A 13974-nucleotide genomic window follows, 5' to 3' on the forward strand; every position below is an offset into this window, starting at 1 on the left:
CCCGCCTTTTCCGATCCTCACGCGGCGCCCGGCGCTCAGGCGGCGTCGCCGCCCTCGCCCTCGGCCACGGCCTTCATGGACAGGCGGATGCGGCCCTGCTTGTCCACTTCCAGCACCTTGACCTTGACCACGTCGCCTTCCTTGAGCACGTCGCTGACGCGCTCCACGCGCTCGTTCGAGATCTGCGAGACGTGCACCAGGCCGTCCTTGCCGGGGGCGATGGTCACGAACGCGCCGAAGTCCATCAGCTTGGCGACCTTGCCCTCGTAGATGCGGCCCGGCTCGACGTCCGAGGTGATCTGCTCGATGCGCGCCTTCGCGGCCTGGCCGGCGGCGGCGTTGACCGAGGCGATGGTGATGGTGCCGTCGTCCTGGATGTCGATCTGGGTGCCGGTTTCCTTGGTGATCCCCTGGATCACCGAACCGCCCTTGCCGATCACCTCGCGGATCTTGTCCGGGTGGATCTTGATGGTGATCAGGCGCGGCGCGAAGTCCGAGAGCTCCGGGCGCGGCGCGGTCAGCGCCTTGCCCATCTCGCCGAGGATGTGCATGCGGCCCTGCTTCGCCTGCGCGAGCGCGGTCTTCATGATGTCCTCGGTGATGCCCTGGATCTTGATGTCCATCTGCAGCGCGGAGATGCCGTTCTCGGTGCCCGCGACCTTGAAGTCCATGTCGCCCAGGTGGTCCTCGTCGCCGAGGATGTCGCTCAGCACCACGTAGTTGTCGCCTTCCTTCACCAGGCCCATGGCGATGCCCGCCACCGGCGCCTTCACCGGCACGCCGGCGTCCATCAGCGCCAGCGAGCTGCCGCACACCGACGCCATCGACGAGGAACCGTTGGACTCGGTGATCTCGGACACCACGCGGATGGTGTACGGGAACTCCTCCATCGTCGGCATCACCGCCAGCACGCCGCGCTTGGCGAGGCGGCCGTGGCCGATCTCGCGGCGCTTCGGGCCCATCATGCGGCCGGCTTCACCGACCGAGTACGGCGGGAAGTTGTAGTGGAACAGGAAGTGTTCCTTGTACTCGCCGGCCACCGCGTCGATCACCTGTCCGTCGCGCGCGGTGCCGAGGGTGACGGCGACGATCGCCTGGGTCTCGCCGCGGGTGAACAGCGACGAGCCGTGCACGCGCGGCAGCACGCCGACCTGGGCGCTGATCGGGCGCACGGTGTCGAGCGCGCGGCCGTCGATGCGGACCTTGGTCTGCAGCACCGAATCACGCAGGGTCTGGTACTCGAGCTCGCCGAACTCCTTGGACATCGCGGCCAGGTCCCAGCCCTTGGCCTCGGCCTCGTCGGCCAGCTGCGCCAGCACGTCCTTCTTCAGCGTCGACAGCGCGTCGCGGCGCTGCAGCTTGTCGCGGATCGCGAAGGCCTGGCCCAGGCGGTCGCCGATCGCGCCCTTGAGCGCGTCGACCATGGCCTGGTCGGCGGCCGGCGCGGTCCACTCCCACTTCGGCTTGCCGGCTTCGGCGACCAGCGCGTTGATGGCGTCGATCGCCACCTGCATCTGCTGGTGGCCGAACATCACCGCGCCGAGCATCACGTCCTCGGACAGCTCCTGGGCTTCGGACTCCACCATCAGCACCGCCGAGGCGGTACCGGCGACGACCAGCTCGAGCCTGGAATTCTGCAGCTCGCTGACCGTCGGGTTGAGCAGGTACTTGCCGTCCCTGTAACCGACCTTGGCGGCGCCGATCGGACCCTGGAAGGGGGCGCCGGACAGCGACAGCGCGGCGGACGCGCCGATCAGGGCGAGGATGTCGCCGTCGATCTCCGGGTTCAGCGACATCACCGTGGCGATCACCTGGACTTCGTTGCGGAAGCCGTCGGGGAACAGCGGGCGGATCGGGCGGTCGATCAGGCGCGAGATCAGCGTTTCCTTCTCGGTCGCCCGGCCCTCGCGCTTGAAGAAGCCGCCGGGGATGCGGCCGCCGGCGTAGAACTTCTCCTGGTAGTCCACGGTCAGGGGGAAGAAGTCCTGCCCCTCGCGGGCGGTCCGGTTGGCCACCGCGGTGACCAGCAGCACGGTGCCGTCGCACTTGACCATGACCGCGCCGCCGGCCTGGCGCGCGATCTCGCCGGTCTCCAGCGTGACTTCATGGTTGCCGTACTGGAAGGTCTTGGTGATTTTCGCCACGGTGGGAATGTCCTTGGAGTTGTGCTTTCGAAGCATCAAAACAAAACCGCGGCGCATTGCTGCGCCGCGGTCGGGGTGGTACTCAGCGACGCAGGCCCAGCTTCTGGATCAGCGCCTTGTAGCGCTCTGCATCCTTGCGGTGCAGGTAGTCGAGCAGGCTGCGCCGGCGGTTGACCATCATCAGCAGGCCGCGCCGGCTGTGGTGGTCCTGCTTGTGGGTCTTGAAGTGCTCGGTGAGCTGGGTGATGCGGGCGGTGAGCAGGGCGACCTGGACTTCCGGGGAACCGGTGTCGTTGGCGCCGCGCTTGAATTCTTCGATGATGCTGGAGCTGTCGATTGCCATGCTGGCCTCTTGGGGTGATGCGTGGTCGGCAGGAACGCCATTGTCGACAGCAGCTGACAACGCACGCACCGCCAGGCCCGCCGCGTGCGGTTGGTGGAACACGTAATTCTAGCGCGGCGCCCGCTTTGCGGACAAGGCGCCCGGGGCCGTCAAGGCTGGACCGCGGCCCAGGCGAACAGCCGCCGGGGCCGCAGGCGGCCGTCCGGGCCGACCTCGCCGAGGCCCAGCGCGCGGCCCTCCTCGTCCATCACGGCGACCTCGCCGGGGGGATGGAAGGCGCCGTCCACCCCCTGCCCCTGGCCGAGCCGCCGGGCCTCGGCCGCGCCGACGCGGACCTGCGGCCAGCTGGCCATGCCGGCCTCGACCGGCAGCAGGCAGGCGTCGAGGCTGCGCTCGCCGCGCTCGGCCAGCGCCTCCAGGGCCTCCAGCGTCCACATCCGAGGCTCGCGGAACGGGTCCACCCAGAGCCGGCGCAGCTCGGCCACGTGCGCGCCGCATCCCAGCAGCTCGCCCAGGTCGCGGACCAGGCTGCGCACGTAGGTGCCGGAGCCGCACTCCACGTGGAGGCGCAGCTGCGGCGGCAGCGCGCCGGAGAGGCCGTCGAGCAGGTCGGCCGCCGACCGCAGTTCGAACCGGTGGACCTCGACCTCGCGCGGCTCGACCTCGATCTCCTCGCCGCGGCGGGCGCGGGCATAGAGCGGCTCGCCGCCACGCTTGAGCGCCGAGTAGATCGGCGGCCGTTGCTGGATGCGGCCGGTCAGGCTGGCGAGGGCCGCGTCGATCCGTTCCACCGTCAGTTCCGGGACCGGGCGCTCGCGCAGCAGCCGGCCCTCGGCGTCGTCGGTGTCGGTGACCTGGCCCAGGCGGGCCACGGTGTCGTAGGCCTTGCGCGCGCCGAGCAGGCCGCCGGCGATCTTGGTGGCCTCGCCGAAGCAGACCGGCAGCAGGCCGGTGGCCAGCGGGTCGAGGCTGCCGGTATGCCCGGCCTTGGCGGCCCGGAACAGGTGCCGGACCCGCTGCAATGCCTGGTTGGAACTGAGCCCGTGCGGCTTGTCGAGCAGCAGGATGCCGTCGAGCTTGCGGAAGGCCTTGCGCAAGGGGGCGCTCCTGCGAGGTCAGTCGGCGGGCGGGCGGTCGTCGCGCAGCAGTTGCTCGATCCGCTCGCCGCGGTCGAGCGATTCGTCGTAATGGAAATGCAGTTCCGGCACGTGGCGCAGCTTCACCGCCTGCGCCAGCCGGTGGCGGAGCTCCGGCGCCAGCGCCTTCAGGCCCTTGAGCGCCTCGCCCGAGCGCTCGGGCTGCAGCGCGGTGACGAACACCTTGGCGTGGGCCATGTCGCGGCTGACCTCGACGTCGGAGACGCTGACCGAGGGCAGCGCGTGCTCGCGCGCGGCCGCGTGCACCAGGGTGCCCAGCTCGCGGCGGAGCTGGGCGGCGACGCGGTCGGTGCGGGCGAAGGACCTGGCCATCAGAGCGTGCGCTGCACCTCGACGCGCTCGAAGCACTCGATCTGGTCGCCCGGCTTGACGTCGTTGTAGGCCTTCACGCCGATGCCGCATTCGGTGTTGGCGCGGACCTCGTCGACGTTCTCCTTGAAGCGGCGCAGCGATTCCAGTTCGCCCTCGAAGATCACGGTGTTGTCGCGCAGCACGCGGATCGGCTTGTTCCGCTTGACCACGCCCTCGACCACCATGCAGCCGGCCACGGCGCCGAACTTGGAGCTGCGGAACACGTCGCGGACCTCGGCGATGCCGATGATCTCCTCGCGGATCTCGACGCCCAGGATGCCCGACGCGACCTGCTTCACCTGGTCGATGACGTCATAGATGATCGAGAAGTAGCGCAGGTCCACGCCTGTGGTCTCGATCAGCTTGCGCGCCGAGGCGTCGGCACGCACGTTGAAGCCGATGATGGTGGCCTTGGAGGTGGCCGCCAGCTGCGCGTCGGACTCGGTGATGCCGCCGACGCCGGAGCCGATCACGTTGATCCGGATCTGGTCGTTGGACAGCCCGGTGAGCGCCTCGCGCAGCGCCTGCACCGAACCCTGCACGTCGGCCTTGATGATCAGCGGCAGGGTGAGCTGGCCGGCGCCCTCGCCCATCTGCGCCATGATGTCTTCCATGCGGTTGCCCGCCTGGGCGACCAGGCGCGACTCGCGGCGCTTGGCGTCGCGCTGCTCGGCGACTTCCCTGGCCAGGCGCTCGTCGGCGACCACCACGAAATCGTCGCCGGCATCGGGCACGCCCGAGAGGCCGAGCACCTGCACCGGGATCGACGGGCCGGCCTTCCGGACCTGTCCGCCGGTCTCGTCGAACAGCGCGCGCACGCGGCCGAACTGCACGCCGCAGACCACGAAGTCGCCCTTCTCCAGGGTGCCCTGCTGCACCAGCACGGTCGCGACCGGGCCGCGGCCCTTGTCCAGTGCCGACTCGATCACCACGCCCGAGGCGCGGCCTTCCGCGACCGCGCGCAGCTCCAGCACCTCGGCCTGCAGCGAGATCGCGTCCAGCAGGTTGTCCACGCCCTGGCCGGTCTTGGCCGAGAGCTCGACCATCTGGGTGTCGCCGCCGAAGTCCTCGGCGACCACGTCCTGCGCCAGCAGCTCGTTCTTGACCCGCGAGGGGTCGGCGTCGGACTTGTCGATCTTGTTGATCGCGACGATCAGCGGCACGTTGGCCGCCTTCGCGTGCTGGATCGCCTCGATCGTCTGCGGCATCACGCCGTCGTCGGCCGCGACCACCAGCACCACGATGTCGGTGACCTTGGCGCCGCGCGCCCGCATCGAGGTGAACGCCGAGTGGCCCGGGGTGTCGAGGAAGCTGATGACGCCCTTGTCGGTCTCGACGTGGTACGCGCCGATGTGCTGGGTGATGCCGCCGGCCTCGCCGGACGCCACCTTGGTGCTGCGGATGTAGTCCAGCAGCGAGGTCTTGCCGTGGTCCACGTGGCCCATGATGGTCACCACCGGCGGACGGGTCACGGCATCGCCCTGCACTTCCTCGACGTGCGCGAGCAGCTCGCTCTCCGCGTCGTTGGCCTGCTCCGGCACGGCGGTGTGGCCGAGTTCCTCGACCAGCAGCACGGCGGTGTCGTGGTCGAGCGCCTGGTTGATGGTCGCCATGACGCCCATCTTGAACAGCGCCTTGACCACGTCGCCGCCCTTCATGGCCAGCTTCTGCGCCAGGTCGGCGACGGTGATCGCCTCGCCGATCGCCACCTCGCGCACGATCGGCGCGGTCGGGCGGGTGAAGCCGGTGCCCGAACGGGCCTGCTCGGCATGGCGGCGCGGCTTGGGCTTGCCGCGGCCGGCGCCGCGGCGGGCACGGTCGGCCGCGCTCAGGTGCATCTTGCCGGCGAAGCGGCTGGCGCGGTCGTCGTCCTCGACCCCGGCGACCATCGCGTGCGAGCCGCGGGTCTTGTGGCGGCCCGCCTTGTCGTCGGCGCGCGGCGCGGGCTTGGGATGGCCGTGGCCATGGGCCTTGCGCGCGAGTTCCTCCTCGGGCGGCGGCATTGCCGCGGCCTCGGCCGCGAGGCGCTCGGCCTCGGCCTTGGCGGCCTCTTCCTCGAGGCGCTTGCGCTCGGCTTCCTCGGCGCGGCGCTTGTCGGCCTCGGCCAGGCGCTGCTGCTCGGACAGGTTGCGCTGGCGCGACTCCTCCAGCTTGCGCAGGATCTCGGCGCGCTCGCTGTCCTCCGACGAGCCTTCCTCGCGCGGCGCCTCGGTCGGCTTGACCAGGGTGACCTTCTTGCGCACGACCACGTCCACCGTGCTGCGGTTCTTGCCGCCGCCGACGGTGAGCTCCTGCTTGCGGCTGCGGCTGAGCGTGATCTTGCGCGGCGCGGCGATCTCCTCCGCGGCCTTCCCGGACTTGCCGTGGGCGCGCTTGAGGAAGCCGAGCAGCTTGACCTTCTCGATGCTGGTGACGACCTGGTCGGGACCGTCGAAGTTCATGCCGGCCTCGGCCAGCTGCTCCAACAGTTTGTCGACCGGTGTGTTCACCAGTGCGGCCAGCTTGCGGATGGTGGTTTGTTGCGACATTCCGTTCCCGTTTCTAGTGCCGGCCTGCCTGGGGCGGGCGGCAGTGGACCAGCAATTCTACCGTCGGCTCAGCCTTCCCGCTCCAGGCGGGCGATCTCCTCGGCGCGGGCGGCCAGGATCAGCGCCGCGGCGCGCTCCTCGTCCATGCCCTCGATCCCGAACTCGACCACCTCGTCGGCCCCCAGCTCGCCGAGGTCGTCGGCGGTGCGGATGCCGTGCAGGGCCAGCGCGAACGCGGTTTCCTCGTCCATGCCCTCGAGCTGGAGCAGGTCCTCGGCGGGCTGGTTCTCCTCCAGCCCCTCCTCGACCGCCAGCGCGTCGTTGAGCAGGGCGTCGCGGGCGCGCGAGCGCAGCTCCTCGACGATGTCCTCGTCGAAGCCCTCGATCGCCAGCAGCTCGCCGACCGGAACGTAGGCGATCTCCTCGACCGTGCTGAAGCCCTCGGAGACCAGGATGCCGGCGATCTCCTCGTCGACCTCCAGCTTCTCCTGGAACAGCGCGCGCGCCGCTTCCTGCTCGGCCTCGGACTTGGCCTGCACCTGGTCCTGGGTCATGACGTTGAGCTGCCATCCGGACAGGCGGCTGGCCAGGCGCACGTTCTGGCCGCCGCGGCCGATGGCCTGGGCCAGCTTGTCCTCGGCGACCGCGAGGTCCATGGAGTGCTTTTCCTCGTCGACGATGATCGACTGCACCTCGGCCGGCGCCATCGCGTTGATCACGAACTGCGCCGGGTTGTCCGACCACAGCACGATGTCCACGCGCTCGCCGTTGAGCTCGTTCGACACCGCCTGCACGCGCGAGCCGCGCATGCCGATGCAGGCGCCGATCGGGTCGGTACGGTTGTCGTACGCGACCACCGCGATCTTGGCGCGGTCGCCCGGGTCGCGGGCGCAGGCCTTGATCTCGACCAGGCCCTGGCCGACCTCCGGCACCTCGAGCTTGAACAGCTCGATCATGAACTCGGGCGCGGCGCGGCTGATGAACAGCTGCGGGCCGCGGACCTCGTGGCGCACGTCGTACAGGTAGCCGCGCACGCGGTCGCCGGCGCGCAGCGCGTCGCGCGGGATGCCCTTGTCCTTGGGGATGAAGGCCTCGGCGTTGCCGCCCAGGTCCACGTAGATGTTGCCGCGCTCGACGCGCTTGACGACGCCGGTGACCAGTTCGCCGACGCGGTCCTTCCACTGGTCCACGACCTGCGCGCGCTCGGCCTCGCGCACCCGCTGCACGATCACCTGCTTGGCGGCCTGCGCGGCGATGCGCCCGAAGTCCGGGTTCTCGATCTGCTCCTCGATGTAGTCGCCGACCTCGACCTCGGGGTTCTCCTCGACCGCGTCCATCAGCCGGATCTGGCGGTCGGGCGACTCCATGACCACGTCGTCGGCCACGACCTCCCAGCGGCGGAAGGTTTCGTAGCTTCCGTCCTTCGGGTCCACGGCCACGCGCGTCAGCACGTCCTGGTCGGGATAGCGCTTCTTCGCCGCGGAGGCCAGCGCGGCCTCGATCGCCTCGAGGATCACCGACTCGGGCACGCCCTTCTCGGCGGCCACCGCGTCGACGACAAGCAGCAATTCCTTGGTCATTCCGGTCTTCTCTCTAGAGATGATTACTTTTTCTTCTTGCCCGGCTTCTTCGCCGGGGCCATGCCGAGCGCGGCCCAGTCGGGGACCAGCCGCGCCTTGTCCATGTTGTCCATCGCCACCGGGAACTCGGCGCCATCGACCTCGAACACGATCGTGTCGCCCTCCGCCCGTAGGATCCGGCCCTGCAGCCTGCGGCGGCCGTCCTGCGGCAGCTTCAGGCCGACCTTGGCCTGCTCGCCTGCGAAGCGCTCGAACTGCGCCGCCGTGAACAGGGGCCGGTCCACGCCCGGGGACGAGACCTCCAGCGTGTAGTGCCCGCTGATCGGGTCGGCCACGTCGAGCTGGGCCGAGACCTCGCGGCTCACCGCCTCGCAGTCCTCGATCCCGACCGGGCGCCCGGCGTCGGCCGGCTGGTCGATGTACAGGCGCAGCACCGCGCCGCCCGGCGCGGGCAGGTACTCGACCCCGAGCAGCTCCAGCCCCAGCGACGCGACGGTCGGGGCGAGCAACCCGGCTACCTGGCTGGCCTTGTCTGTCATCACGCCTCCTGACGAAACAAAAAAGGGCCCGTGGGCCCCTTTGTCCGATGACGCTGGATTCGGCGCGGGCATCCCGACAACGGATGCCCGACGGGCCCGGCGCTCGCAAAACGAAAAAGGCTCCAATGGAGCCTTCATCGCCACGCGAGAGCGTGGTGGTAGCGGGGGCAGGATTTGAACCTGCGACCTTCGGGTTATGAGCCCGACGAGCTGCCAGACTGCTCCACCCCGCAGCAGAAGCGGAATTATGACGGAACCCGCCACTTCAGGCAAGCCCGCCGGGCGGTTTACATGAACGCCTGCTGGCACCAGGCCATGATCGGGTTCCACGCCAGGCCGAGGGCGATCAGGCCGAGCGCGTTGACCCCGAGGGTGACCCGCAACACGCGGTCCCCGCGCGGCGCCGGCACGCCCTCCGGCGGATCGTCGAAGTACATCGCCTTGACCACCCGCAGATAGTAGAAGCAGCCGATCACCGCGAACACGATGCCCAGGATCGCCAGCCACAGCATGCCGCCGTCGATGACCGCGCGCAGCACCGCCAGCTTGGCCCAGAAGCCCAGGAACGGCGGGATGCCGGCCAGCGAGAACATCGCGCACAGCATCATCCCGGCCAGCCACGGGCTGCGCTGGTTGAGGCCGCGGAAGTCGTCGAGCGTGTCCGCCTCGTAGCCCTTCGAGGACAGCACCACGATCACGCCGAACGCGGCCGCCGACATGATCGCGTAGCTGATCACGTAGAACATGGCCGCGGCGTAGCCGGCCTCGCCGCCGCCGGCCAGGCCGAGGAACACGAAGCCGATGTGCGAGACCGCCGAGTAGGCGAGCATGCGCTTGAGGTTCACCTGCATCAGCGCGACCAGGTTGCCGACCACCAGCGAGGCCGCGGCCAGCAGCGCCAGCAGCAGGCGCCACTGCTCGTCCAGCGGGCCGACGCCGGACTCGAGCAGGCGGAACGCCAGCGCGAACGACGCCAGCTCCGGCGCCGAGCCGAGGAACAGCGTGATCGGGGTCGGGGCGCCGTGGTAGGTGTCGGGCAGCCACATGTGGAACGGCGCGGCCGCGAACTTGAACGCGATGCCGGCGATCATGAACACGGTGCCGGTCAGCAGCAGGCCGGTCTCCTGCGAGCCCTCCACCGCCGCGCGCAAGGCGGCCAGATCGAGGGTGCCGGTGGCGCCGTACAGCAGCGACATGCCGTACAGCAGCAGGCCCGACGACAGCGAGCCGAGCACGAAGTACTTCATCGCCGCCTCGGAGGCCATCGGGTTGTCGCGGTCGATGGCCACCAGCGCGTAGGTGCTCAGCGCCATCAGTTCCAGGCCGAGGTAGACCATCACCAGGCTGCCGGCCGCGATCAGCAGGGTCATGCCCAGCGCCGCGAACAGCATCAGCACCACGACCTCGCCGGCGTGCAGCCCGCGCTCCTTCAGGAACGGCCAGGCGTAGATGAGCGCCAGCGCGGTCAGCAGGCAGGCGCCGGCGTTGAGCACGTCTGCCATGTGGTCGCGTACGAACATCCCGGACAGCACCGTGCCCTGCCCGCCGATGCCGGCCGCGGACATCCACGCCACCACCACCAGCAGCGCCCCGCCCAGCACCCAGGTCCAGACCCGGCGCGCGTCGTCGAGGAACAGGTCCAGCAGCAGCAAGGCGAACGCACCGCCGGCCAGCACCAGTTGGGGCAGCAGCGGCAGCAGTTCGGCGGCGGTGGGCATGGTCGCGATCATGCGGCGATGGTCCTCAGAGCTTGCTTGCGGCGAGCTGGCTCGCCAGGTTCGCGATGGACGGTTCCATCAGGTCGGTGAGCGGCTGCGGCCAGACGCCCAGCAGCAGCACGCCGGCGGCGAAGGTGCCCAGCACCACCCATTCGCGCGGTTCGATGTCCTGCATGGTGGCGACGTTGGCGTTGCCCACTTCGCCCCAGATGATCCGCTTGGCCAGCCACAGGGTGTAGGCCGCGCCGGTGATCAGCGTGGTGGCCACGCCGAAGGCGAGCAGCGGGTGCAGCTGGAAGCTGGCCAGGATGACCATGAACTCGCCGACGAAGCCGGAGGTGCCCGGCAGGCCCGAGTTGGCCATCGAGAACAGGATCACGAAGAACGCGAACCACGGCATCACGTTGGCGACGCCGCCGTAGTCGGCGATGCGGCGCGTGTGCAGGCGGTCGTAGAGCACGCCGACGCAGGAGAACATGGCGCCGGAGATGAAGCCGTGCGAGATCATCTGCACCATCGCGCCCTGCAGGCCCAGGCGCGCGGCGCCGTCGTTGCCGAAGTCGCGGACCAGCGCGAAGGCGATGAAGATGCCCATGGTGACGAAGCCCATGTGCGCGACCGAGGAGTACGCGATCAGCTTCTTCATGTCGTCCTGGACCAGCGCCACCAGGCTGACGTAGATGATCGCCACCAGGCTGAGCGCGATCACCAGCCAGGCCCACTCGTGGCCGGCGTCGGGCACGATCGGCAGGCTGAAGCGCAGGAAGCCGTAGCCGCCGATCTTCAACATGATCGCGGCCAGGATCACCGAGCCGCCGGTCGGCGCCTCGACGTGCGCGTCCGGCAGCCAGGTGTGCACCGGGAACATCGGCACCTTGACCGCGAACGCGACCAGGAAGGCGAAGAACAGCCACACCTGCTCCTGCATGCCCAGGGGCAGCGCGTACATGTCCGCCAGCTGCCAGCTGCCGCCCTTGATGTACAGGTAGATCAGCCCGACCAGCATGAACACCGAGCCGAGGAACGTGTACAGGAAGAACTTCAGCGATGCGTAGACCCGGCGCGGGCCGCCCCAGACGCCGATCAGGATGAACATCGGGATCAGCATCGCCTCGAAGAACACGTAGAACAGCATCGCGTCCATCGCCGCGAACACGCCGATCATCACGCCCTCGAGGAACAGCATCGAGGCGACGTACTGGCTGACCCGCGTGCGGATCGGGCTCCAGGCGCCGACCAGCACCAGCAGCGTGGTCAGGGTGGTCAGGCCGATCAGCGCGACCGAGATGCCGTCGGCGCCGAGGTGGTACTGGATGTCGTAGGCCGGGATCCACGCGCGCTGCTCGACGAACTGCATGCCCGGGTCGGCGAAGTCGAAGCCGGTGAACAGGCCGATGCTCGCGAGCAGGGTCGCGGCCGCGAACGCCAGCGCGGTCCAGCGCGCCGCCTGCGGGCGCGCGTTGCCGAGCAGCAGCGTGATCGCGCCGCCGAGGATCGGCAGCCACACCAGCAGGCTCAGCAGCGGGAAGGAACCATTCACGGTCATCGTTTAATTCCAGAACCAGAGCAGGACGCCGAGCAGCGCGATCAAACCGAGGATCATCGCGAAGGCGTAGTGGTACAGATAGCCGGACTGGGACTTCCGCAGCATGGCCGCCGCGGCGTCCACCACCCGCGTGCTGCCGTTGACGAAGAACCCGTCGATCACCTTTTCGTCGACCTGGCGCGAGCCCTTGCCGAGCAGCAGGCCGCCGCCGGCGAAGCCGCGGATCCACAGCGTGTCGAAGCCGTACTTCTCCTCGAGGATGCGGACCGGGAGCGCGAGCGCACGGCGCGCGCGGTGGTGCAGCTCCGGCTTCCACAGGTACATGAGGGTCGCCAGCAGGAAGCCGGCCAGCGCCAGCCAGAACGTCGGCGCCTTGAACCCGTGCAGCGCGAACTCGACCGGCCCGTGCCACAGTTCCTCGCCGAGCCTGGCGACCACGTCGCGCCCCTCGGCGACGTCGATCGCGCCGAGGAAGAACGGCAGCTGCTTCACGTGCCCCATCATGTCGGTGCCGAACAGCATCGGGCCCGCGGTGAGGAAGCCGATGACGACCGACGGGATCGCCAGCAGCACCAGCGGCACCGTCACCACCCAGGGCGACTCGCGGGGCTCGTGCGCGCCGTGGCCGTGGTCGTCGTGGCCGTGACCGTGGCCGTCGTGGTGCGCCTCGCGGAAGCGCTCCTCGCCGAAGAAGGTCAGGTACAGCAGGCGGAAGCTGTAGAACGCAGTCACGAACGCGCCCAGCAGCACCGCCCAGTAACCGTAGGTCGCGATCCAGTGGCCGGCCTCGGCGGCGTGGTGGCCGGCGGCCTCGATGATCGTGTCCTTGGAGTAGAAGCCGCTGAAGAACGGTGTGCCGACCAGCGCCAGGGTGCCGATCAGCATGGTCCAGTAGGTCACCGGCATGTACCTGCGCAGGCCGCCCATGCAACGCATGTCCTGCTCGTGGTGCATGGCGATGATCACCGAGCCCGCGCCCAGGAACAGCAGCGCCTTGAAGAAGGCGTGGGTCATCAGGTGGTACACGGCGGCCGAGTAGGCCGACACGCCCAGCGCCACCGTCATGTAGCCCAGCTGCGACAGGGTCGAGTACGCGACCACGCGCTTGATGTCGTTCTGCACGATGCCGATCAGGCCGGTGAAGAACGCGGTGGTCGCGCCGATGAACAGCACGAAGTCCAGCGCGGTCTCGCTCAGCTCGAACAGCGGCGACATCCGCGCGACCATGAAGATGCCGGCGGTGACCATGGTCGCGGCGTGGATCAGCGCCGAGATCGGGGTCGGGCCTTCCATCGAGTCCGGCAGCCACACGTGCAGCGGCACCTGCGCCGACTTGCCCATGGCGCCGACGAACAGGCAGATGCAGATCACGGTCGCCACCGACCAGGCATGGCCGCTGAACACCGAGACGGTGCTGTCGGCGATGGTCGGCGCGTTGGCGAACACCGTCGCGTAGTCCAGCGTGCCGAACCAGTACAGCACCGCGGCGATGCCGAGGATGAAGCCGAAGTCGCCGACGCGGTTGACCAGGAACGCCTTGAGGTTGGCGAAGATCGCGCTCGGGCGCTTGAACCAGAAGCCGATCAGCAGGTACGAGACCAGGCCCACCGCCTCCCAGCCGAAGAACAGCTGCATGAAGTTGTTGCTCATCACGAGCATCAACATCGAGAACGTGAACAGCGAGATGTAGCTGAAGAAGCGCTGGTAGCCGGGATCCTCGGCCATGTAGCCGATGGTGTACACGTGCACCAGCAGCGACACGAAGGTCACCACGACCATCATCATCGCGGTCAGCTTGTCGACCATGAAGCCGACGTGCGCCTGGTAGCCGCCGACGTCGAACCATGTGTAGAGGTTCTCGTTGAACGGCGGCGCGCCCTGCCCCACCAGCTGGTACAGGACCCAGCACGACAGCGCGCAGCTCAGCGCCACGCCGGCGATGGTCACGAGGTGCGCGCCGGTGCGGCCGACCACGTTGCGGAACAGCCCGGCGACGATGGACGCCAGCAGCGGCGCCAGCACCACCGCCAGCAGGACCGATTTGGAGATCATCACGTCCGGCATCGGC

At 69.2% G+C, this 13974-nt stretch carries 10 protein-coding genes and 1 tRNA gene; all 11 read right to left on the reverse strand.

Features of this window, described 5'->3' with window-relative positions:
- Positions 1–35 precede the first annotated feature (35 nt).
- Positions 36–2144 (reverse strand): polyribonucleotide nucleotidyltransferase, encoded by a 2109-nt coding sequence (pnp, locus tag E4F25_RS03665; protein WP_140908874.1) that lies wholly within the window; start codon positions 2142–2144, stop codon positions 36–38.
- Between the two features lie 82 nt (positions 2145–2226).
- Complete coding sequence (gene rpsO / locus E4F25_RS03670; protein WP_140908875.1) at positions 2227–2487, reverse strand: 30S ribosomal protein S15; 261 nt, start codon at positions 2485–2487, stop codon at positions 2227–2229.
- 149 nt (positions 2488–2636) lie between these two features.
- Positions 2637–3584: a tRNA pseudouridine(55) synthase TruB gene (gene truB, locus E4F25_RS03675; protein ID WP_140908876.1), complete on the reverse strand. Its 948-nt coding sequence runs from the start codon at positions 3582–3584 to the stop codon at positions 2637–2639.
- Positions 3585–3602: 18 nt separating this feature from the next.
- A complete protein-coding gene (gene rbfA / locus E4F25_RS03680) occupies positions 3603–3956 on the reverse strand; it encodes a 30S ribosome-binding factor RbfA (protein ID WP_140908877.1) in 354 nt (117 codons plus the stop codon).
- Entirely contained in the window at positions 3956–6523 is a 2568-nt protein-coding gene (gene infB / locus E4F25_RS03685; protein ID WP_140908878.1) for a translation initiation factor IF-2, read from the reverse strand. The genes rbfA and infB overlap by 1 nt, the downstream gene beginning before the upstream one ends.
- A gap of 68 nt (positions 6524–6591) precedes the next feature.
- Positions 6592–8103 (reverse strand): transcription termination factor NusA, encoded by a 1512-nt coding sequence (gene nusA / locus E4F25_RS03690; protein WP_140908879.1) that lies wholly within the window; start codon positions 8101–8103, stop codon positions 6592–6594.
- A gap of 23 nt (positions 8104–8126) precedes the next feature.
- Complete coding sequence (gene rimP, locus E4F25_RS03695) at positions 8127–8642, reverse strand: ribosome maturation factor RimP (RefSeq protein WP_140908880.1); 516 nt, start codon at positions 8640–8642, stop codon at positions 8127–8129.
- Between the two features lie 156 nt (positions 8643–8798).
- Positions 8799–8875: transfer RNA gene (locus E4F25_RS03700), tRNA-Met, on the reverse strand.
- A gap of 54 nt (positions 8876–8929) precedes the next feature.
- Positions 8930–10372, reverse strand: a complete 1443-nt coding sequence (gene nuoN / locus E4F25_RS03705) for an NADH-quinone oxidoreductase subunit NuoN (RefSeq protein ID WP_246069734.1) — start codon at positions 10370–10372, stop codon at positions 8930–8932.
- A 13-nt stretch (positions 10373–10385) separates the two neighbouring features.
- Positions 10386–11906, reverse strand: a complete 1521-nt coding sequence (locus E4F25_RS03710) for an NADH-quinone oxidoreductase subunit M (protein ID WP_140908881.1) — start codon at positions 11904–11906, stop codon at positions 10386–10388.
- A 3-nt stretch (positions 11907–11909) separates the two neighbouring features.
- Positions 11910–13970, reverse strand: coding sequence for an NADH-quinone oxidoreductase subunit L (gene nuoL / locus E4F25_RS03715; protein ID WP_140908882.1), 2061 nt, complete (start codon positions 13968–13970; stop codon positions 11910–11912).
- Positions 13971–13974 lie beyond the last annotated feature (4 nt).

Source organism: Cognatiluteimonas lumbrici, assembly GCF_006476065.1.
GTDB lineage: Bacteria > Pseudomonadota > Gammaproteobacteria > Xanthomonadales > Xanthomonadaceae > Cognatiluteimonas > Cognatiluteimonas lumbrici.